Below are 21,547 nucleotides of genomic sequence, written 5' to 3' on the forward strand. Positions count from 1 at the left end.
TTGTCACTGCTTCTCCCATCGAATGACGGCCTTGTTCACCACGAAGGCTTCGGCGTACTCGGTGCGGCACTGCACGCCGCGGATCCGCGCGGAGGCGAGGAACGCGGTTTCGTCGAACCAGTCGCGACCGGTCTGGGACGGGTAATGCCGGTGCAGCAGTTGCGATTTCCGCTGGACCAGCTCCGCGTCGACCGGGTGGAACACGGTCGGCGCCGGTGTGTCGACCTCCGCCTTGAGGATCTCGTAGCCGAGGATCAGGTGGTCGCGGAACTCGGTCGGCACCAGCTCCGCGAGCGTGCGGTGATCTTGGTGCGCGTCGCCCGGTTGCGGGGCGAACACCAGGTCCGGTTCACCCGCCCGGCGAAACTCCGCTACGGCCGTCTTGATCCGATCCCAGTGCGCCGGTGCTCGTCCGTCCGGGACGTCGAGCACCGTCAACTCCGGCGTCCGTCCGGCGCAGAAGGCGGTGAGCGCCGCCCGTTCCTCCTCTTCGCGCTCGGTGCCCGCACCGGAGAGGACCAGCGCGCGCACCCGCATACCCGGATGGTCGCGGGTCAGCGACAACAGCGTGGCGCCCATGCCGATCGGGATGTCGTCGCAGTGCGCGCCGAGCAGGGCGATCTCGGCGGGCCGCGGGGGAAGCAGCGCGATCACGGCTCCCACACCATCCATGGCCGGTGTCCGCTGCGGTAGGCCGCGTCGAGTTCGGCGCGCTCCTTGAATGTATCCGCCGGCTTCCAGAATCCGTCGTGGCGGTAACCGAACAACCGGCCCTGGCCTGCGAGCGCTCCGCAAGCGTCCTCCACCAGATCTCCGCCGGGTGGCAGCAGGTCGAAGATCTCCCGGCCGAGCACGAAATAGCCGCCGTTCTCCCACAATGGCATATTCGCCACGGGAACGATGTCCTTGACCTCACCGGTAGGGCTGAGGTCCACGCAGTGGAACGACGATTGCGGCGGCACCACCATGAGAGATGCCGCCGCCCCCGAAGCGTGGAACTGGGTGATCATCTCGTCCAGGGGAGCGTCGGTGAGGACGTCGGCGTAGTTGGCCAGGAAGTGCTCGTCGTCGCCGAGATGCTCGCGCACCCGGCGCAGGCGCTCCCCGATGGCCGACTCCACGCCGGTATCGACCAAGGTGATCGTCCAGTCATCGATGTCGCTGCCGAGCAACTCGACCCGGCCGTTGCGGATCACGAAGTCGTTGGACGCCGACTCCCGGTAGGTGAGGAAGAAATTCTTGATGTGTTCGGCGCCGTATCCGAGGCACAAAATGAATTCGGTGTGGCCGTAGTGCGCGTAGTACCGCATCACATGCCAGAGCAAGGGGCGCGGGCCGACGAGTTGCAGCGGCTTGGGCACCATGTCATCGCTGCCTCCGCGCATGCGCATGCCGTAGCCACCGCAGAACAAGACGACTTTCATCGGCGCCGGTTTCCTTTCGACTCGGCTCCGGCCTGCACCGTGCGGGCCGGGAACGCCGGGTCGATCACGTGCAGCTCGGGCAAGGGATAGGCGAGCCGACCGCCCCACTCGGCGACATGCCGCAACTGTGCGGTGATCTCGGACTCGAGATTCCAAGGCAGCACCACGATCACGTCCGGGCGATCGGCGTCGAGCCGGGCCGGCGGGTGGATCGGGATTCGCGTTCCCGGTGTGAATCTGCCGTGTTTGTAGGGGTTGCGGTCGACGGTGTACTCGAGCAGGTCAGGTCGGATCCCGCAGTAGTTGAGCAGTGTGTTGCCCTTGCCCGGTGCACCGTATCCGGCGACGCGTTTGCGCTGGCGCCTGCAGTCGAGCAGGAACCGAAGCAACTCGTGCCGCACCGACTCGGCACGCTCCCGCAGCGATGTGTAGCCGGCCACCGAGTGCAGTCCGGCGGCGCGCTCGAGGTCGAGCACCACCCGCACCCGGTCGCTCACCGCCTCCGCGGCGGCATCGGGGCGCACCCACAGCCGGATCGATCCGCCGTGCGTCGGTAGCCGATCGACATCTACCACGGTCAATCCGGCGACAGCGAGCGCACGCTGCGCCGACAGCACGGTGTAGTACTGGAAATGCTCGTGGTAGATGGTGTCGAACTGACCGAACTCGACCAAGTTCAGCGCATGGTGGACTTCGATGGTCAGCATGCCGTCATCCGCCAGCAGGATGCGCAGCGCACGAGTGAACCCGCGCAGATCCGGGATGTGGGCGTAGACGTTGTTCGCGATCACCAGATCCGCGGGGCCGTGTTCGGCACGGACGCGGCGTGCGGAATCCTCGTCGAGGAAGACGGTTTCGGTGGGCACGCCCGACTCGCGAGCCGCCGCTCCGACGTTGGCCGATGGCTCGATGCCCAGGCATCGGATGTCGCGGTCGACGACGTGGCGCAATAGGTAGCCGTCGTTGCTGGCGACCTCTACCACGAAGGAGTTCCTGCCCAGCCCCAGCCGTGCGGTCGCGGTGTCGACGAACTCGCCCGCGTGCCGGACCCAGCTGTCGGAGTAGGAGGAGAAGTAGGCGTATTCGGTGAAGGTGTCCTCCGGCGTGATCAGCGCCGGAATCTGCAGTAGCAGGCAGTCGGCGCACACCCGGAGGTGCAAGGGATAGGTCGGCTCGGGCAGGTCGAGCTGATCGGCGGTGAGGAACGATTCGCACGGCGGCGTGGCGCCGAGGTCCAGAATGCTGGACAGCCTGTCGGAGTCACAGAGTCGACAGCGCACAGATCCGATCCTTTGCTCGAAACGCCCCGGCCCGCCGGAACGCCTGTCGCGGCACACGGAAGCAGAAGCTGCCCGGCGTATCACGAGATGCGCGCGACGAGAACGTCATTCGTGGTACCGACCGCACCTGTTGCGACCTTCAGCGTACCGACGGCAATATCGGCCGGGTTACACATCCGCGTTACTAACTGTGATATAGGGCACATTTCATATTCGCACTCGTGGTGTTATTCCAAACGCGCATCACAATGGGTCGCTGGGCGGATTCGCATCAGTTAACATCCCGATCACGCTGCCTCGCGCACACCTTCTGACCGGCGAGAAATGTTGTGACACTTGCCGATCAAGTGCCGAGGAAGCGCTCGGTAGAGGCGGTCGGGACGCTGCCGGGACAGCCGATCCTCGGATCGGGTAGCAATTCCACCGTTGCCCCAGGAGGGGTGTTCTCTTGATGAAATCCAAGGCTGTCCCGGAATGGCATGGGACCGCCGAAATCCCACGATCCTTCACGGTTACCCCGGTTACCGTCTCGACCCGTAAGGCCTGGCGATCGGAGTACGTACGCCGCCTCGCCATCACCGATTTCGCCGCCGTATCCATCGCTGTGGGGAGTGCGCAGCTGATCCGTTTCAATGAGGGCGGCGCTCCGCCGCTGGCCTGGGAAGGGCCGTACCGGGTCGGCTACACGATGGTATCCGGGGCGCTGGTCGCGGGCTGGTTCGCGATCCTCGGTAGTGCGGGCAGCCGTGCGCCGCAGCTGGTCGGCAGCGGTGTCGAGGAATTCCGGCGGCTGATGTCGGCGACGATGCACCTGTTCGGCGTACTGGCATTCACGTCACTGGCACTCGAAATCAAGTTCGCCCGAGGGTATCTCGCGATCGCCTTTCCGGCGGGCGTACTCGCGGTGGTCGGTGGACGACTGTGGTGGCGCCACCAGCTTGCCAGGGCACGCCGCCGGGGACGCTATCGTTCGGCCGTACTCGTGGTCGGTACGGCCGAAGCGGCCGCGGCGATATCCGCGGCGTTCGCCACAGACCCGGGCGCCGGGTACAACGTTGTCGGCGCCTGCGTGCCGGGTGGGCAATCAGGAGATGCGCCGCTGGCGTTCACCGGCGGCACGGTCGCGGTCGTCGGCGACGACAGCGCCGTGCTGCGGGCGGTCCTGCACACCCACGCCGACACCGTCGCCATCGGTCCGACCCGGCATCTCGGTCCGACCGAGTTGCGCAGGCTCGCCTGGGAACTGGATGCGCTGGGAGTCGAGTTCATGCTGGCGCCAGGGGCGGTCGACATCGCCATATCCCGGCTCACCAATCGGCAGGTCGCGGGAATGCCGATGATGCACATCGCCGAACCGCAGTACGAGCGGGCTCGGTCGGTCAGCAAAACGGCCTTCGACATCGTCTTCGCGACGATGTGCCTGCTACTGCTGCTGCCGGTGTTCCTCGTGATCGCGATCGCGGTGAAGACCACCAGCCGCGGCCCGGTCTTCTACCTGTCCGAACGCATCGGCCGATACGGCCTGCCCTTCCGCATGATCAAGTTTCGCAGTATGCACGACGATGCCGACCGATATGCCGAAGCTTTGATCGCACAGCAAGGTGCAAATCCGGTCTTCTTCAAGATGAAGATCGATCCCCGCGTCACGCCGGTCGGACGATTCCTGCGCAAGTACAGTCTCGACGAGCTGCCGCAGTTCCTCAACGTGCTGCGCGGCGACATGAGCGTGGTCGGGCCGCGACCGCAGGTGCGGCGGGAAGTCGACACCTACGACCACATGATGCGCCGACGCCTGCTGGTGAAGCCGGGGCTGACCGGCTTGTGGCAGGTCAGTGGCCGGTCGGACCTTCCGCTCGAAGACGCCGTGCGGCTCGATCTGTCCTACGTGGAGAACGTGTCCATGCGGATGGACCTGCGGCTGATCGCGCGCACGGTCGGTGTGGTGGCCCGGGGTGACGGAGCGTACTGAAGGCCCTGCGGACCGGGCGGTAGTCGGATGTTCCGACCGCCGCTCGCGTAGGGCGGTCGAGAACGCACCCGATCTGGGCTGAACTACAACCGCCGCCGCGAAACACGGTGTCAGTGGCCGTATCAGGCGGGTGTCAGGGCGGTGTCAGGCCGGACGCCGAGAGTTGTTGCCATGAATAAGAACAGCAACCCGGCCCCCGCTTCGAAGTGGACCGGCACGGTGCCGGTGGACGATACCGCCCTGGCGGTCACCGATACCGGCGGTCCCGGTATCCCCGTGATCTACTGCAACGGCCAGTTCGCCACTCAGGGCTACTGGCGGCGGGTCATCGCCGAGCTCGGCCCCGCCTACCGGCACATCACCTTCGACGAGCGCGCCCGCGGCAAATCCCGGCGTTCGGCGGACTATTCCTTCGAGGCCGCCGTCCGGGACGTCGATGCGGTCTCGGCGGCCAGAGGCGTGCACCGGGCGCTGTTGGTGGGCTGGTCCTACGGGGCAGTCGTCGCGGCGCACTGGGCCGACCGGAATCCGGACCGTGCCATGGGCGCGGTGCTGGTCGACGGCGCCTTCCCGTACGACTGGCTCGACGAGGCCATGGAGCAGCGGATCCGCAAGCTGTTCAAGCGGCTGAGCTGGTTCACGCCGCTGCTGCGCCCGACCGGTCTGACCCCGCGGATGACCGCCGAACAGATGGCCGAGAGCAACATCGAGCTCGGCAAGCTCTCCCGTGAGCGCGAATTGGGTCCCCTGCTGGACCGCAGCACTGTTCCGGTGCGGTATGTGGTTGCTTCGGGGACGTCGTTCGGAAGCCGTGGCGACGAGCAAGAGCGAATCCGCACCAGCCTGGACGGCGTGTGCGCCCGCAATCCGAACATCCGGATCGGCGCGAAGGTCGCCGGCAACCACGGCGCGATCCTGCGCAAGGACTTTCGCGCCATCGCCGATGCCGTCCGCCAGACCGCACCGGCCGGAGACCAGCACGGCTCGCCGAGCCACTGACCGGCCCGCCGACCCCCCACATTTCGAAGGAGCACACCACCATGTCCATCACCCTGACCGACCAGGACAAGTCCACCGTCCGCACCGCCGCCTACGGCGCCGTATCGCTCATGGCCGCCGCCGACGCCACCGGCTCACCCCACAAGGCCGCCACGCACGGCAGCATCGCCCTGTCGTCGGCAACCGGCCTGGTCGGGCACGTACTCGCCGCGAAGTCCAAGGACATCACCCTGAACGGCAAGAACGTCGCCGAACTCGCCGACCATGTGCTGCCTGCCCTGACCGCGGCGATGAGGCTGCTCGCGAATCAGGACCCGGCCGAGGCCGACAACTTCCGCAGCACCGTCCTCGTCGCCATCGACGCAGCCGCCGGATCCCACAAGGGCGCGCCCGGCCCCGTCCCGGCCGAGATGGTCCGCAAGATCACCGCAGCGCTCGACGCGGCCTGATCGAGTGCCGCCCTACGACGTGGCGGGTACAGCGCCGTCACCGCGCCTTCGCGCGCCGCCGCCTCTCCATCTCCTCGCGTTCCAGCACAGCCGCCTCCGCGAGAGTCGGGGCGGTTCCGCCGAGCCGTGCGGGGACCCAGCGGGCGCCTTCCACCATTGGATAGTCGCGTTGAGCGAGGTCCAAAAGCTCACCCATCCGCGTCCGCAAGGTGGCGGTGAGTTTCTCGGCCGGTTCATCGGGTGGGATCGGTGCGCCGATCCGGATGGTGACCGGAAAATTATGGCGGCCCAACTGCTTGGGGATGTCCTTGGTCCAGATCCGATGAGCGCCCCAGATGACCAGGGGAACGATCGGGACCCCGGCTTCGACCGCCATGCGCGCCGCACCGGACTTGAATTCCTTCAACTCGAAGCTGCGGCTGATCGTCGCCTCGGGATAGACCACGACCACCTCGCCCTCGCGCAAAGCGGTCACCGCGCGGGCGTACGACTCGGCTCCGGCCGTGCGATCGACGCCGATCGCCTTGCAGTGCTTCATGAGAAAGCCGACGATGCCGTGTTCCAGTTCGGCCTTCATCATGAACCGGACGTTGCGGCCGGACTTGCGCCCGACCAGTCCGACTTCCATGAAATCCAGATAAGCCGTGTGATTCACCGCCAGCACCGCGCCGCCGGAACGCGGAATGTGCTGCCTGCCCTGGATATCGAGGCGCAGACCCTGCGCGAAGAAGATGGCGCGGGCCAATCCGGTGAGAATGTCGTAAACCGGTTCGCGCGCCATCGCACCTCCCGCTACTGCCCCGCCGCGTTCTTGCGCGCGGCCTTCGCCTCGGCTTCGGCGGCGTCCATCGCGTCCGCCTCTTCCAGGGTAGGAGCGCTGCCGCCGAGCCGGGCCGGAACCCAGTACGCGCCGGGCTCGTGCACATAGTCCTTCTGCAGGTCGGCCAGCATTTCCCGCATGGTCGAGCGGAGCTTGGCGGTGAGTTCGGCGGCGGGCTCGAACGGCTGGATCGGCTCGCCGACCGCGATCGAGATGGGCGTGTTGGTGCGGCCCAGCCGCTTCGGGAACCCCTTCGTCCAGACCCGCTGCGCGCCCCAGATGACGATCGGAATGATCGGCACCTCCGCCTCGATGGCCATGCGCGCCGCGCCGGACTTGAATTCCTTGATCTCGAAACTGCGGCTGATCGTCGCCTCGGGGTACACCCCGACCAGCTCGCCACGGCGCAGATAGTCCACAGCGGCCTTGTAGGAATCCGCGCCCGCCGAACGGTCGACGGGGATGTGCTTGAGCGCGCGCATGATCGGGCCGGAGATCTTGTCGTCGAAGACCTCCTTCTTGGCCATGAACCGGACGTAGCGCTTCGGGGTGCGCACCGGCAGGCCCGCGTAGGTGAAGTCCATGTAGCCGGTGTGGTTCACCGCCAGCACGGCGCCACCTCGAGCGGGAATGTGTTCATCGCCCTTGACGGTGAACTTCAGACCTTCGATGAAGAAGACGGTACGGGCGAGGCCGATGATCGTCCGGTAGACGGGTTCCACAAGTCCGCTAGCGTAGTCGCTGCTCGTCCCCATCGGCAGTTCGCCGCCGCCGCGCGCCGCGCCGGAGCGAGGACGCATGAGCAGCCCCGACCGCACGTCCGGAGAGAAGAGGATCGTCGAAGTGGAACGCGCCCGATCGGTACCGCGCGAGTACGACCGCAGTGCAGCACGCGAGCGGAACCGGGCCGGGCGAGCGACCCGCGCCGCGCTGGCCTGCGGCTCCGCCCTGATCGCTGCGATCGCGCTGACCGGATGCGATTCCGTCGTCGGCATTCCGGAGGAGACCCCGCCGCAGGCGGCCGTTCGCACGACACCGCCGACCGCCGTGCCGGCCACGCCCCCGCCGAGCTCCTCCGCGCTTCCGCCGGTTCCCGCCGACGCTCCGGCGGTCGGCGCGGTCGCGGGGGTGCCTGCCGCCGCCCCGGCGATGCGGCGCTGGGCGGCCGACCTGCGCTCGCACACCATCGCCGAGATGCAGGACAAGTGCTGGACCATCGCGCCCAGGAACGTCGCCGAGATGTACGGAGACCAGCAGGCCGTCCTCACCGCGTTGGCCCACCCCGGCACGGCGGGCGAGGACGCCGTCGTCTGGAAGAGCCCGACCACCACCGTCGCCGTCCAGCGCGCCGAGATCGAGACCGGCTACGCCTGCCCGCGCGTCGCGACGGCCGGTGCGGAGATCGCCTACAACGACGCCGACGCCCGGCACACCGTGCGCCGGTACCTCTCCCGCTTCGTCGGCACTCCGCTCGACCCCGCCGACAAAGAAGGCGACTACCCTCTGATCTGTAAGGCGTCCCCGGCGTCCTGGGATCCCAAGGGCACCGGGCGTCCGAGCCCCGCGCCGCTGGCGAACAACCAGGGCGTGCTCACCGGGGCCGCCGAGTTCGCCGACCAGCAGATCCGGTCGGAGCAGGTGAACACCGACTACATCGCGGTGCTCGTGCCGGTGACCAACTCCTCCGGTGTGACGCAGACCCGCACCTTCACCTTGCGCTCCGGGACGGACGGCTACTGCATCGGCGATGTCTCGCCGTAACTACTACCCTGGTTGGCTGGTAAACAGCAGGAGGAGCAGCTAGTGCAGATCACCAGCATCGGACACGCCGGATTCCACATCCGCACCGCGGCCGGGTCGATCCTTTGCGATCCCTGGGTGAACCCCGCGTACTTCGGTTCCTGGTTCCCGTTCCCCGACAACACCCAGTTGGACTGGTACGAGCTGGGCGCATGCGACTTCCTCTACGTCTCGCACCTGCACCGCGACCATTTCGACGCGAAGACGCTGGCCGAGCACGTGAACAAGGACGCGACCGTGCTGCTGCCGGACTATCCCGTGCCGGATCTGCGCCGGGAGCTCGAGCAGCTGGGCTTCCACAAGTTCTTCGAGACCGAGGACTCGGTCAAGCACACGGTGACCGGCCCCGGCGGGGACCTGGACGTCATGATCATCGCGTTGCGCGCGCCCGCCGACGGCCCGATCGGCGACTCCGGGCTCGTGGTCTCCGACGGCGAGACCACCTGCTTCAACATGAACGACGCCCGCCCGGTCGACATGGACGTGCTGCAGGACGCCTTCGGCCATGTCGACATCCACCTGCTGCAGTACTCGGGCGCGATCTGGTACCCGATGGTCTACGACATCCCGGCCCGCACCAAGTCGAACTTCGGCAAGCAGAAGCGTCAGCGCGGCATGGACCGCGCCCGCAGCTACATCGAGCAGGTCGGCGCGACTTGGGTGGTGCCGTCGGCGGGTCCGCCGGTGTTCCTGGACGACGAGTTGCGCTACCTCAACGACGATCGCGGTGACGAAGGCAACATCTTCCCCGACCAGAAGGTGTTCCTGGAGCAGATGGAGATCCACGGCAACGGGGGCGGGATCCTGATGATCCCCGGCTCGGTCGCGGACGTGCGCGGCGCCGAGCTGACCCTGACCCACCCGAGCGACCCCGCCGAGATCTACGACAACAAGGCCGAGTACATCGAACGGATGGCCCAGCGCCTCGCCCCGGTACTGGAGGCCGAGAAGGCGACCTGGGAGCGCGGCGACGGCTCGCTGCTGGAGCCGCTGCGCAAAGTGTTCGAGCCGATCATGGCCCAGAGCGACGTGATCTGCGACGGCATCGGCTACCCGGTCGGCTTGGTGATCGGCGAGGAGACCGTCGTGCTGGACTTCCCCAAGCGCACGGTGCGCGAGCCGATCGAAGGCGAGGGGCGCTACCGCTACGGCTTCCGCATCGCGCCGGAGCTGGTGCGCACGGTGCTGCGCGACCGGGAGCCCGACTGGGTGAACACCATCTTCCTGTCCACCCGCTTCCAGGCCTGGCGCATCGGCGGATACAACGAGTTCCTCTACACCTTCTTCAAGTGCCTCACCGACGAGCGGATCGCCTACGCCGACGGCTGGTTCTCCGAGGCGCACGACGACTCCGCCTCCACCGAACTCAGCGGCTGGGAGGTGCAGCGGCGGTGCCCGCACCTGAAGGCGGACCTGTCGAAGTTCGGTGTGGTCGAAGGCAACACGCTGACCTGCAACCTGCACGGCTGGCAGTGGGACCTGGAGTCGGGACGGTGCAAGACGTCCAAGGGCCACGAATTGCGCTCGCGCAAGTTGGACTGAATCCGAGACTTCCGGCCGGCGTTCACACGCCGGCCGGAAGCGTTTGCCAGCCGATTACCGGTCGGCGACCTCGCGGGTCAGCTTCGACGACCACGGACACCAGAAGCAGCCCGGCAGAAACGCGCCGCACGCCTCGTCCAGGTGATCGTTCACGTACATGATGCTGGCGTCGCAAACCTCGATCGCCATGGTGAAGAAGGTGATGGTGTCGGGGTCCAGATGGAAGTCCCAACCCGGGTTGTAGGGGGCGGGCATCTTCCGGATCCGGCCCATGACGTGGACGGACATCTGCTCGTCACCCGACAGGATGCGGCGTGCTTCGGCGATCCGCTGCTCGTTTGTCAGCTGGATGATGAACTCTTTGCCGGAGTAGTCGGTGAATGCGAAGAGCGCCATGTCTTCCCCTCTTGTCGATGGGTCGTGTTGGTTGGATGGCGAATCCGCACCGGTGCGGTTCGATCCTATCGGCGCATCACCGTAGATTTGCTAGAAATTTGCTAACCAGTAGATAACCGGGCTCCGGTCGGTCTCGGCGGCAGAAAAGAGGTACGCCCCGAAACTAACGCGCGGCCCCGGCCGGGATCTTGTCGCGCGCCGGCTTGCGCGGCGCTGCCCGCACCGTGCTGATCAACTCGCGGATCGCGATGCCCCCTCTGGCCACCGGCGCGGCGACACGTCCCTCGGGATCGATCAGCACGGCGGACGGCGTACCGCGCACCCGGTAACGCAGGGCCGCCTCGTTGCCCTGCTGCACGAGCGAGGGAATGTCCTCCAACCCGTGCTCGGCTCCCCACGCGGCCTGCTCGGCGGCATCGCCGTTGCCGACCGCGACGATCGCGAGGGCGTCACCGGTTCGCGCACGCCAGCGGGGCAGTTCCCGTGCCAGCGCCGCGCACAGCTCGCAGCCGGGGTGCACGAAGACCAGCAGCACCGACCTCGCCGAGGCCAAGAGATCCTCGAGCGTGGTCTTCGTTCCCTCGGGGCCGAACAGTTCGAACTCCGGCGCCACCGCACCGACGGGCAAGCCCTCAGCACCCAGCGTGGACAACGCCTGCTCGTCCACTCGGCGGCGCAGGACACGCAGCTGGCCGGTCAACCAGACCAGCACCGCGCCCACTGCGGCGACAACCGCGCAGCCGACCGCGTTGTCGGCGGGCAGGCCCATCGGAACGCGCGGATGTGTCTGCGCGCCGATGCCGACAACCACGGCGAGCGCCGCGAGAAGAGCATTGCGCACCAGCGTCCTCGGTCCGATCGGCGCCGCGCTCGCAGCACCGAAACAGGAACAGGAAGGATGCTCGCCTCGCCGCAGCAAGCGCGTGATCGCCACGGTGAACACGCCGAGCAGCAGCAGCGCCGCCAGCGCCGCCGGGCCGCAAACCCATGGAAACAGCACACCGACCGCGATCATCGCCTCGGCGATCGGCAACCCCCAGGCCACCGCGGGCACCCAGCGCAGCGGCACCCCGAAATCGCTCACCGCCTGCCGTGCCGCGCCGCGATCCGTCAGCTTGCCCCAGGCCGACAGCGCGAAGACGACAGTCAGTCCCAGCCGCGAAACCCACACCCCGTATTCGATCAGCATGAGCGCACCCTCCCACATTCATGCACTTCGAACATGAATGTCGGGCGAGTGTCCTCAGGACTGCGACCGAGTCGCGATGGCGACGGCGACCAACGTCAGCACACAGCCGACGATCGCGGTGGCGGACAAGCCCGCGCTGGTCGGCGTGAGCACGTCGAGGACAACGGAGGCCAGCAACTGTCCCGCCACCGAGGTGAGCCCGAGCAGCAGCACGCCGATCCACCGCACCGCCATGGCGGCGAGGGCGATGAAGGCGACGCCGATGAAACCGCCGGTGTAGAGCCAAGGCTCGGTCGGGAATGCGGCCGGGCCGCCCGAAGTCGCGATGACCACGGCCTCGATGACGAGCAGCGCGGCCAGGCCGACGCAGAAATTGACCATCGCCGCCGACATGGCTCCGCCGACCGCGCCCACCTTGCCGTTCACCGCTTGCTGCCAGGCCAGGCCGATGCCCGCCAGCGCGGGCAGCGCGATCAACAACACGGTCGGCGTGCCGCGCAGCGCGTCGGGCACGGAGAGACCACCGGTAGCGCGGTGGTGCCCGAATCCGGCTACCAGCACCGCCGCCACCCCGAGCGCCGCACCCACGAGACGCACCACGGTGACGGGCGTCCGCCCACTCGGACCGAGCCCGAGCCGGTCGACGGCCAGGCTGCTGAGCAACTGCCCCGCGACGGTCGCGACGGTGAACGCGGTGACGCCGATCGCGGCGACCGTCAGCCCCTGGCACGCGACGAAGAACGCGCCGCACAGCCCGCCGAGCAACTGCCACGGCCGCAGCCCACCCTCGGCCAGAGCCAGCCGCACCCGCCGCCCACCGTCCCGCAGCCGCCCGCTCACCGCGAACGCCACCCCCAACACGACCAGTCCCACCCCGAAACTGATCGTGGCCGCGGCGATCCCATCCTCCAACCGCGCCCCCAACGCGCCATTGATCCGCCCCTGCACCGCCACCCCGGCACCGATCCCGAACCCCGCAAACAGCCCCAACCGCACTCCCGCACGCTACCCAATCGTCGAGCGGCACATCACTGCGGCATTTCGCGAGAAGCGCTCTCGATCGTGTGCCGCCCGTGGTCAGTGGCGGGGTGGGAGCCAGCGGGGAATGAGGGCGGCGATGGCGAGGATGGAGGCGCCGAGGATGGCCAAGAGGGTGGACATGGCGGCGTGGAGGGTCAGGAGGGCGGCGAATCCGAAGACCGCTAGGGCGATCACCTCGCCCAGGAGACCGGAGACCGAGGTGACGGTCGCTCGGGCGGGACCCTCGATGGCGTCTTGGAGGCGGGCGGCCGCGACGATGCCCGCGTTGTAGACGATGCCGTAGGAGATTCCGATCGACGCGAAGCCGAGGGTGGTCAGCAAGTACACCGCGTTCGGACGACCGGTCGCGAGACCGGCTATCAGCGCGCCGCCGAGGAAGAGCACGCCCGCGACACCCACCGCGATCGACATCGTCCGGCCCGACATTCCTTCGGTGCGCCCCGCCAGCACCGACCCGGTCAGCGAACCGAGCACAGTGAGGCCCACCAGCAGTGGCACGACGGCCGTCGATACGCCCGCCTCCTCCGCCAGCAAGGCGAAATACTCGTCGAACGCCGTGATCCCGAACAGCAGCGCCTCCAGCAGCACGCCGTAGCGCACCATCCGCACGCGAAGGGCCTCGCCCACACCGGCCTTCAGCATGGTGAGGTAGCGCGCGAACGTTCCCGATCTCCTCGTGACGTCCGCCTGATCATCCCGAGTCTCGTCATAGCCCTCGATCACCGAGACCGACCCGCGTACATCCGCATTCGAACCCGCGGAGCCGCCCGTCTCACCGGCCACCACGGAAGGTGGCGCGAAAGATGCCGACTCGTCCTCTTCGAGATCATCGACGTTCGCCGCGGACACCGCCTTCGGCGCGGTGGGCAGCGAGAGCGCGACCAGCGTGTGCACGGCGGCCAGACCGACACTGGCCCAGCCGACCAGGGCATAGCCACCGATGAGATACAGCGGCGTCGCGGCGACGATCGCGATGACGACGGCGGTTTCCGCACCGGCCCGGGTGTAACCGAGGATGCGCGGATATGTCGACGACGCACCGCGGGCGGCGAGATCGTCGTACAGCAACGCTTCGAAGGTGCCGGAGGCCAGAGCGCCCGAGGTACCCCACAGCACGAACCCGGCGGCGAAGCCCGTGAAGGAGGGCGCCGCCGTCCACAGCGCGAAGCCCGCCGTCAGCAGAACACCGCTGAGCACGAGCAGTCCGCGCCGCGAAACCGTGTCGGCCCACGCACCGGAGGGCACCTCGAGCAGGAACGAGGTCATCGACCAGATGGCGAACAGTAAGGAGATCTGCCCCGTGCTCATGCCGTGATCGGCGAACAGCAGGGCATACAGCGCGTACAGCGGAATCAGTTCACCGGTGCTCTTGAAGAGCACCGCCCGAACCGTCAGCGAGCGCAGACTGAAAGTACGCGCGCTACCCGTCCGACGGGCGCGCGGCGATCCAGCGAATCAATAGGCGTAGACGAGCAACCGCATGCCGATCAGCATGGCCATCCCCGCCTCGCGGCGTCAAGGGAATTACCGCTCGGGCGCGTCGAAGGGAATCGGCCGCCGCGCGAATCAGGGCAACGGCACCCAGCCGTTCGCCGGAACCGAATCTCCGTCGCCCAACTCCCGGTCGGTGACACCTTGGCCGATCCGGCCCTTGTTCTCGTTGAGGTCGCTGATCAGCTCCGAGACCGGATGCGAATCGCTGTAGTGATAACCCTGCGCGAGTGCGAAGCCCAGTTCGGTGAGCACGGCGGCCTGATATTCGGTCTCCACGCCCTCGGCGATGACCTGCAGGTCCAGCGCGTTGGAGAGCGCGGCGATCACGCCGAGCAAGGGCGGCGCGGGCGAATCCGAGCGGATCGCGGCGACGAAGGACTGATCGACCTTGAGAATGTCGCTCGGCAGCGTGGCCAGTCGGCTGAGCGAGGAGTATCCCGTGCCGAAGTCGTCTATGGCGATGCGCACGCCACGGTCGCGCAGGGTGTGCAGATTCTCGATCGCGGTCTGGGATTCGGCGGCCAGCTCACTCTCGGTCACTTCGAGCACCAGCTGGTCGGCGGGCCACCCCGTGGCGGCGAGGATGCCCGCCACCCGGTCGGCGTAACCGGTCTCGGCCAGCTCCAGCCCGCTGACGTTCACGTTCAGTGTGAGATCCAGCTGGGCGAAGGTTTCCTGCAATCGGGCGGCGTCCGCGCAGGCCCGGCGCAGCACCAGTTCGTCCAGATCGGCGATGAGGTCGTATTCCTCGGCGACGCGGATCAAGCCCTCGGTGGTGACATCCGGTTGCGCGCTCGACGACCAGCGCAGCAGCGCCTCCACACCGACGGCCTTGCCGCCGCCTTCGGTCAGGCTGACGATCGGCTGGTAGTGCACGTCGAGGGCGCCCCGGTCGATCGCCTCGCGCAGTTCCACCGCCAGCGGCAGCTGCCGCGAGGACTCCAGCACCGTCCGGTTGCGTCCGGCCTGCTTGGCCCGGTACAGGCCGACGTCAGCGCGGCTGACCAGCAGCGACCCCGATTCGCCCGGCTGCCAGGAGGTCACGCCTGCCGAGCAGCCGGTGGTCACCGCGGCGCGCAGCTGTTCGGTGAGCAGGATCGCGGCCTGCTCGGTGGTGTTCGGCAGCAGCAAGGCGAACGCGTCCCCGCCGTAACGCGCCAGGCGCTGATCGGGAGCCAGAAGTTTCGACCAGGTGTCGGCCACTCGCTGCAGAACGGCGTCACCGGCGCGGTGCCCGAGATGGTCGTTGATCTTCTGGAAACGGTCCAGGTCGACCAGCACCAGCGCGAGTCCGTGCCCGGACCTGGTGGCCTGCTGGATCGCGGTGTTCAACGCCCGGTCGAAGCCGCGCCGGTTGAGCAGGCCGGTGAGCACGTCGATGTCGGCTTCGGACGCCATCCTGGTCAGGATCCCGACGACGACGCCGACACCGAAGGTCACGCCGGCCGGGATCAGGCCCGACCACCACGGCAACCCGGGCGTCACCGGCCGCGCGGGCAGCACCCACAGGCACAGCGCCAAGGCGAACGCGATATGGGCGGCGGCCTGCGACCAGGCGAAGAACAGGGCCGCGTCGCACGCGATGAAGACGTAGAACGCCGCGAGGCTGATCGCGCCCACCGTGTTCGGGAACGAATGCACCGCGATCGTCACCAACACCGTCGCGATCGCGACATAGACGTGATGAATCGAATGCGGCAGCCGCGGGCCCCATGCGAGCAGCGTGAGACCGAGCACCAGCGCCACCGCTGCCGCCCCGCCTACCAGCGGACGATTACCCTCTTCACCAGGGGCGATGGCGGTGATCAGCAGACCGAGCACCCCGCCCATGACGTAGAACGCCCCGGTGGTCCGAGCCATGACCATAGCCGTCGCCAACGCAGACGCGGCCCGCACCCGGGTTCGGGTATCGCCGCGAGACCCGATTCCTCGCACGACGAATAGCCTAGACATAAGGAATCCCCCTGGTTGCCACATCCCGGGAATACGGCATGGCGAACCAGTAGCTATTTACCTGAACGTCATTCGTCCGTTGTCAATTCGTCGGTCGGAGCACGTCGGTACCGACGAACGGGACCAGGGCGGACGGCACCCGGACCGACCCGTCGGCTTGCTGGTGGTTCTCCAGAATGGCCACGATCCAGCGGGTGGTGGCGAGCGTGCCGTTCAAGGTCGCGGCGATCTGCGGCCTTCCGTTCTCGTCTCGATAGCGGACGGCCAGCCGCCGCGCCTGGTACGTGGTGCAGTTGGAGGTCGAGGTGAGCTCCCGGTAGGTCTGCTGCGTGGGCACCCACGCCTCGCAGTCGAACTTGCGCGCGGCGGAGCTGCCGAGATCACCGGCCGCGACGTCGATCACCCGGTAGGGCACCTCGATCGCCGCGAGCATCTCCTGTTCCCAGGCGAGCAGACGCTGATGTTCGGCGTCGGCCTGGTCGGGCGTGGTGAAGACGAACATCTCCACCTTGTCGAACTGGTGCACCCGGATGATGCCGCGGGTGTCCTTGCCGTAGCTGCCCGCCTCCCGGCGGAAACACGACGACCAGCCCGCATAGCGCTTGGGGCCGTCGCTCAAGTCGAGGATCTCGTCCGAGTGGTAGCCCGCCAGCGGCACCTCCGAGGTGCCGACCAAGTAGAGGTCGTCGTCGGCGAGGTGGTAGACCTCCGCCGCGTGCTGGCCGAGGAACCCCGTGCCCGCCATGACCTCCGGGCGCACCAGCACCGGCGGAATCATCATGGTGAAGCCGTTGGCCACCGCCTTCTGCGCGGCCAGCTGCAGCATGCCCAGCTGGAGCAGCGCGCCGTAGCCGGTCAGGAAGTAGAACCGGGCGCCGGAGACCTTCGCGCCGCGCTCCATGTCGATCAGGCCGAGCGACTCGCCGAGCTCCAGGTGGTCCTTCGGCTCGAAGTCGAACTCCCGCGGCGTGCCGACCGTTTGCAGCACGACGAAATCGGCCTCGCCACCCGCGGGCGCGCCGTCCTGCACCACATTGGAGATGGCGCGGTGCGCGGTGTCCAGATCCACGTCGGCGGCGTGCTGGGCGGCCTCGGCCTCTTTGACCTTGACCGACATCTCCGACGCCTGCGCCAGCAGCGCGGACCGCTCGTCCTTGCTCGCCTTACCGATCAGCTTGCCCATCGCCTTGTGCTCGGCGCGCAGGTTGTCCGCGGTGGCCACCGCGGCGCGCCGCGCCGCGTCCGCCTCGAGCAGCGCGTCGACGAGAACGGGGTCTTCGCCGCGGGCGCGCTGCGAGGCGCGGACCGCGTCCGGGTTGTCCCGCAGGAATCGGAGGTCGATCATGGGCCACCAGCCTAGTAGTCGGTGTGTTGCGCTTTCACGCCGATATCCCAGGATGCGGACCATCCACCTCGGATCGCGCGCATAGTGGGTTTGTGGGCACCCCATTCGACGAGACGGCCATCGACAACGCGCTGGCCGATCTCGCGGCGGGCGAGAAAGTGTGGGCCGCGACGTCGCTGCGCCGCCGCCGCGCGCTGCTCGACGAGATCCACGCCAGGACCGGCCGCCTCGCGGAGGACTGGGTGCGCGCGGCGTGCGTCGTCAAGGATCTCGGCGAGCACTCCGCGCTGGTCGGTGAGGAGTGGATGTCCGGGCCGCTCACGCTGCTGCAAGCCACGGCCGCGCTGTCGGCGACCCTGGCCGCGCTGGAGACCGGGCGAAGTCCACTGGCGGGCATCACGCTGCGGGAGGCGCCGGGCGGGCGGTTGGCGGTGCCGGTATTCCCGTTCGGCGTCTACGATCGCTTGCTGCTCAACGGTTTCCGCGGCGAGGTGTGGCTGCGTCCCGGCGTCGACGCCGACGCCGCCCGTCGGCGAGCCGGACTCGCCCAGCTCGATCCCACCGCGACCGGCGGGATCGGCGCCGTGCTCGGCGCTGGCAACATCACCTCGATTCCGCCGCTGGACGCGCTGTACGAGCTGTTCGCGCACAACCGGGTGGTCGCGCTGAAGCTCAACCCGATCACCGACCCGCTGTTCACCGTGTTCGAGATGGTGTTCGAACCGCTGCTGGAGATCGGCGCGCTGCGAATCCTCACCGGCGGCGCGCAGCAGGGCGGCTACCTGGTGCGTCATCCGGACGTCGCGCACGTGCACATGACCGGCAGCGCGCAGACCCACGACGCCATCGTGTGGGGCCCCGGCGCCGAGGGCGCGGAACGCAAGCAGCACAACCGGCCACTGCTGGACAAGCCGATCAGCAGCGAACTGGGCGGCGTCTCGCCGACCATCGTGGTGCCCGGCGACTGGTCCGACGCCGATCTGCGCTACCAGGCCGAGCACGTGGCCACCCAACGGCTGCACAACGGCGGCTACAACTGCGTGGCCGCGCAGGCGGTGGTGATCGGCTCCGAGTGGGACCGCAAGGACGAGTTCCTCGCCGAACTCCGCCTGGCCATGGAGCGGGCGCCACAGCGCACGGCCTACTACCCGGGCAGCGACGCGCGGGTCGCCGACGCGCTGGCCTCGTACCCGGAGGCCGAGCGTCTCGGCGCGGGACGGGTGCTGGTCGGCGGACTGCCGCGCACCGGCTCGCCGCTGCTGCGCACGGAGTACTTCTCCCCCGTGCTGGGCGTGGTGGAGTTGCCCTACACGGGCGGCGAGTTCTTGCAACGCGCGGTGGACTTCGCCAACGCCGAGCTGACCGGCACGCTCGGCGCGAACCTGATCGCCGATCCGACGACCATCCGCAGGCTCGGTGTCGCCTTCGACCGCGCGATCGAACGGCTGCGCTACGGCGCGATCGCGGTGAACAGCTGGACCGGTCTGGCCTTCCTCGCGCCGCGTGCCGCCTGGGGAGCCTTCCCTGGGCACACCCTCGACGACGTGCAGAGCGGTATCGGCGTGGTGCACAACGCCCTGCTGCTCGACGATGTGGAGCGCACCGTGGTGCACGGCCCGTTCCGGCCGGTGCCGCGCTCGCTGCTGGGCGGCGAACTCGCCCTCTCTCCGAAGCCGCCGTGGTTCGTCGGCAACGCCACCGCAGCGACCACCGGGCGCAGGCTCACCGAGTTCTACGCCGACGCCAACCCCGCCCGATTGCCCGGCGTCTTCCTCTCGGCCCTGCGCGGCTGAATCGCTCGTGGCCCGTGCCGCGCCGATCGGGGCAGGTCGTGGCACCGCGGCACCGACACTGCCATGATGGACCGCGATGTCCTCCGAACGCATGTCCCGGTCCCCGCAGGCGCCCAAGCGCGGCGCTTCGTCGCGCGCCGACTCGGTACGGCGCTCGTTCGACTCGGCCAGAGCCGCCCTCGCCGACGGCGAGCTGCGCGATCTGCATCTGTCGGCCCACACCCTGCGCTGGGGCCTGCTCGCGGTGGCCGTCGGCGCCGTGGTGGCGGCCCTGGTGACGCTGTTCGTCACCGGCTTCGACAACGAGAAGGGCCTGGAGGCGCACAATCCCGGCGCTCCGGCGCAGCCGGTGCTGGAGAAGGAGTTCGGCACCGCGGCGAAGGGCGACTGCCTGAGCTGGACCAAGCCGGACCGATCGGACCTGGCCAAGGTGAACTGCTCGAGCAAGCACATGTTCGAGGTCGCGGCCGACATCGACATGAGCAGGTATCCGGGCAAGGAGTTCGGTCCCGGCTCGCGGTTCCCGGACTCGCTGCGCCTGACCGAGTTGAAAGAGGAGCACTGCGTGCCCGCGGTGCAGAAGTACATGTCGGGCCGGTTCGATCCGCGCGGCAAGTACATCGTCGGGCTGATGTATCCGAGCCCGGACGGCTGGCAGCACGGTGACCGCACCCTGCGCTGCGGCCTGCAGATCGCGGCCAGCGTCGGCACCCCGCCGTCGGTCGGCAGCGCCACCGAGCACGATCAGTCCAAGGTGTACGAGGCGGGCGTGTGCCTCGGCATCAACCAGAACCTGCCCACCGATCCGGTGGACTGCGCCCAGCCGCACGCCGTGGAGATCGTCTCCACCGTCGATCTGGCCGCCCACTTCAACGGAGGCCCGCCCGCGAAGGACGACCAGGACAAGTTCGTCGAGGAGGAGTGCACCCGCACGTCGACCGACTACCTGGGCGGGCCGGACGTCATCCGGAACAAGACGCTCACGCTGTTCTTCGACTACATCGATGCCCGCAGTTGGATGGCGGGCAGCCGCAAGCTGGACTGCATGATCGGCAAGGGAGCCGATCGGGAGGGCTTCGCGCCGATCACCGGGTCGGCCAAGGGCGAGATCCTGATCAACGGCCAGGCTCCGGTGCCGCCGCCGAACAACGGACGTTCCACGCCCGCACCGCTGCCGGGCGCCGCGCCCCTGCCGCCGCAGCCTCAGCCCAGGTAGCCGAGCGCCGATGCCCGTGACGATGTCCGCCGACCGGTTCGAGGAATTGGTCGGCGACGCACTGGATCTCATCCCGCCCGAGCTGACCCGCGCGATCGACAACGTGGTCGTACTGATCGAGCCGCGCGATCCGGAGAATCCACACCTGCTCGGTCTGTATCACGGCATCGCCCTCACCGAGCGTGACAGTCATTACGGCGGAGCGCTTCCCGACACCGTGACCATCTACCGCGAGGCGATCCTCGAACACTGCGCCGACGAATCCGAAGTGGTGGAAGAGGTGGCGATCACCGTGATCCACGAGATCGCACACTATTTCGGCATTGACGAAGACCGCCTGCATCAGCTGGGATGGGGATAGTCTGAACCGAGCTGTATTGCGCACCACCAGCGGTGGGTGTGTAATCGGCACGGAGATCGAAAAATTGGGGATTCGATGGAACCGATCGCGTTGCTGTCGCGTCCTATCACTCGAAGGGGGAATTCTCGTGGTTCCGCCCCACAGCCACTAGAAGGAGTCGAGTCATGGTTGGACATGTACTGATCGCACCCGAAGCCATTCTCGCCGCCGCGGCCGAACTCGACCTCGTCGCCGAACGTCTGGCCGCCGCCGCGGCGATCACCGCGCCCGCGACGCACGTGCTGCCCTCCGGGGCGGAAGAAGTCTCCTTCCTCAGCGCGAGCCATTTCAATCAGGGGGCGATGTCGCACGATCGCGCGATCGCGCAGGCGATTCTGGAGTGCCACCACGCCGCGGCGACGCTGCGCATGCAGCTGGCCCAGCACGTCGCGGGCGACGTGGTCCGCGCCGCCGGCATCAGCGCCATCCAGGTGTAG

The 21,547-nt window shown here is 68.1% G+C and carries 20 protein-coding genes; 9 read left to right on the top strand and 11 right to left on the bottom strand.

The features are described 5' to 3' along the window. Nucleotides 1-3: 3 nt before the first annotated feature. From ABZW96_RS10245 to ABZW96_RS10255, 3 genes are read right to left on the bottom strand one after another with little or no spacing between them, the layout of a single operon-like run. Entirely contained in the window at nt 4-672 is a 669-nt protein-coding gene (locus ABZW96_RS10245) for a PIG-L family deacetylase (RefSeq protein ID WP_355073248.1), read from the bottom strand. Continuing rightward, nucleotides 651-1,424 carry a glucose-1-phosphate cytidylyltransferase gene (locus ABZW96_RS10250; RefSeq protein WP_355073250.1) on the bottom strand — a complete coding sequence of 258 codons (774 nt, stop codon included), beginning with the start codon at nt 1,422-1,424 and terminating at the stop codon, nt 651-653. The genes ABZW96_RS10245 and ABZW96_RS10250 overlap by 22 nt, the downstream gene beginning before the upstream one ends. Then, on the bottom strand, nt 1,421-2,704 hold the full coding sequence (locus ABZW96_RS10255) for a class I SAM-dependent methyltransferase (RefSeq protein WP_355073252.1): 1,284 nt from the start codon (nt 2,702-2,704) through the stop codon (nt 1,421-1,423). Before ABZW96_RS10255 ends, ABZW96_RS10250 begins: the two co-directional genes overlap by 4 nt. A gap of 451 nt (nt 2,705-3,155) precedes the next feature. On the opposite strand from ABZW96_RS10255, the gene ABZW96_RS10260 reads away from it, so the two are divergent. From ABZW96_RS10260 to ABZW96_RS10270, 3 genes are all read left to right on the top strand, one after another. Then, a complete protein-coding gene (locus tag ABZW96_RS10260) occupies nt 3,156-4,673 on the top strand; it encodes a sugar transferase (RefSeq protein ID WP_355073254.1) in 1,518 nt (505 codons plus the stop codon). A gap of 171 nt (nt 4,674-4,844) precedes the next feature. Then, nucleotides 4,845-5,672 carry an alpha/beta hydrolase gene (locus ABZW96_RS10265; protein ID WP_355073256.1) on the top strand — a complete coding sequence of 276 codons (828 nt, stop codon included), beginning with the start codon at nt 4,845-4,847 and terminating at the stop codon, nt 5,670-5,672. Nucleotides 5,673-5,713: 41 nt separating this feature from the next. Continuing rightward, nucleotides 5,714-6,121, top strand: coding sequence for a hypothetical protein (locus tag ABZW96_RS10270; protein WP_355073257.1), 408 nt, complete (start codon nt 5,714-5,716; stop codon nt 6,119-6,121). A 37-nt stretch (nt 6,122-6,158) separates the two neighbouring features. On the opposite strand, the gene ABZW96_RS10275 is transcribed toward ABZW96_RS10270, so the two are convergent. Both ABZW96_RS10275 and ABZW96_RS10280 read right to left on the bottom strand, forming a co-directional pair. Beyond that, a complete protein-coding gene (locus ABZW96_RS10275; RefSeq protein ID WP_355073259.1) occupies nt 6,159-6,902 on the bottom strand; it encodes a lysophospholipid acyltransferase family protein in 744 nt (247 codons plus the stop codon). 11 nt (nt 6,903-6,913) lie between these two features. After that, entirely contained in the window at nt 6,914-7,663 is a 750-nt protein-coding gene (locus ABZW96_RS10280; RefSeq protein WP_355073260.1) for a lysophospholipid acyltransferase family protein, read from the bottom strand. Between the two features lie 76 nt (nt 7,664-7,739). On the opposite strand from ABZW96_RS10280, the gene ABZW96_RS10285 reads away from it, so the two are divergent. Together ABZW96_RS10285 and ABZW96_RS10290 are read left to right on the top strand one after the other, a co-directional pair. Beyond that, the gene (locus ABZW96_RS10285; protein WP_355073262.1) at nt 7,740-8,702 is read left to right on the top strand and encodes a hypothetical protein; all 963 of its coding nucleotides are present in this window, start codon (nt 7,740-7,742) and stop codon (nt 8,700-8,702) included. 42 nt (nt 8,703-8,744) lie between these two features. Continuing rightward, on the top strand, nt 8,745-10,283 hold the full coding sequence (locus ABZW96_RS10290) for a Rieske 2Fe-2S domain-containing protein (protein WP_355073264.1): 1,539 nt from the start codon (nt 8,745-8,747) through the stop codon (nt 10,281-10,283). A 54-nt stretch (nt 10,284-10,337) separates the two neighbouring features. On the opposite strand, the gene ABZW96_RS10295 is transcribed toward ABZW96_RS10290, so the two are convergent. The 6 genes from ABZW96_RS10295 to serS all read right to left on the bottom strand — a co-directional run bounded on the left by ABZW96_RS10295 (nt 10,338) and on the right by serS (nt 17,701). Then, the gene (locus ABZW96_RS10295; protein WP_039794242.1) at nt 10,338-10,679 is read right to left on the bottom strand and encodes a hypothetical protein; all 342 of its coding nucleotides are present in this window, start codon (nt 10,677-10,679) and stop codon (nt 10,338-10,340) included. A 163-nt stretch (nt 10,680-10,842) separates the two neighbouring features. Beyond that, a complete protein-coding gene (locus ABZW96_RS10300) occupies nt 10,843-11,868 on the bottom strand; it encodes a MauE/DoxX family redox-associated membrane protein (RefSeq protein ID WP_355073266.1) in 1,026 nt (341 codons plus the stop codon). A gap of 54 nt (nt 11,869-11,922) precedes the next feature. After that, nucleotides 11,923-12,864 (bottom strand): DMT family transporter, encoded by a 942-nt coding sequence (locus tag ABZW96_RS10305; RefSeq protein WP_355073267.1) that lies wholly within the window; start codon nt 12,862-12,864, stop codon nt 11,923-11,925. A gap of 81 nt (nt 12,865-12,945) precedes the next feature. Next, nucleotides 12,946-14,289 carry an MFS transporter gene (locus tag ABZW96_RS10310; RefSeq protein WP_355073268.1) on the bottom strand — a complete coding sequence of 448 codons (1,344 nt, stop codon included), beginning with the start codon at nt 14,287-14,289 and terminating at the stop codon, nt 12,946-12,948. Nucleotides 14,290-14,475: 186 nt separating this feature from the next. Beyond that, nucleotides 14,476-16,263 carry a bifunctional diguanylate cyclase/phosphodiesterase gene (locus ABZW96_RS10315; protein ID WP_355073270.1) on the bottom strand — a complete coding sequence of 596 codons (1,788 nt, stop codon included), beginning with the start codon at nt 16,261-16,263 and terminating at the stop codon, nt 14,476-14,478. Between the two features lie 175 nt (nt 16,264-16,438). Beyond that, nucleotides 16,439-17,701 (bottom strand): serine--tRNA ligase, encoded by a 1,263-nt coding sequence (gene serS / locus ABZW96_RS10320; protein WP_355073272.1) that lies wholly within the window; start codon nt 17,699-17,701, stop codon nt 16,439-16,441. A gap of 92 nt (nt 17,702-17,793) precedes the next feature. Here serS and ABZW96_RS10325 point away from each other — a divergent pair, with 92 nt between their 5' ends. The 4 genes from ABZW96_RS10325 to ABZW96_RS10340 all read left to right on the top strand — a co-directional run bounded on the left by ABZW96_RS10325 (nt 17,794) and on the right by ABZW96_RS10340 (nt 21,547). After that, nucleotides 17,794-19,494 (top strand): aldehyde dehydrogenase family protein, encoded by a 1,701-nt coding sequence (locus ABZW96_RS10325; RefSeq protein WP_355073273.1) that lies wholly within the window; start codon nt 17,794-17,796, stop codon nt 19,492-19,494. A 76-nt stretch (nt 19,495-19,570) separates the two neighbouring features. Then, on the top strand, nt 19,571-20,710 hold the full coding sequence (locus tag ABZW96_RS10330; protein WP_355073275.1) for a septum formation family protein: 1,140 nt from the start codon (nt 19,571-19,573) through the stop codon (nt 20,708-20,710). Between the two features lie 10 nt (nt 20,711-20,720). After that, nucleotides 20,721-21,071, top strand: a complete 351-nt coding sequence (locus ABZW96_RS10335; protein WP_355073276.1) for a metallopeptidase family protein — start codon at nt 20,721-20,723, stop codon at nt 21,069-21,071. 164 nt (nt 21,072-21,235) lie between these two features. Then, complete coding sequence (locus ABZW96_RS10340; RefSeq protein WP_159849106.1) at nt 21,236-21,547, top strand: PE domain-containing protein; 312 nt, start codon at nt 21,236-21,238, stop codon at nt 21,545-21,547.

The organism is Nocardia sp. NPDC004168 (genome assembly GCF_040610355.1).
GTDB classification, from domain to species: domain Bacteria; phylum Actinomycetota; class Actinomycetes; order Mycobacteriales; family Mycobacteriaceae; genus Nocardia; species Nocardia sichangensis.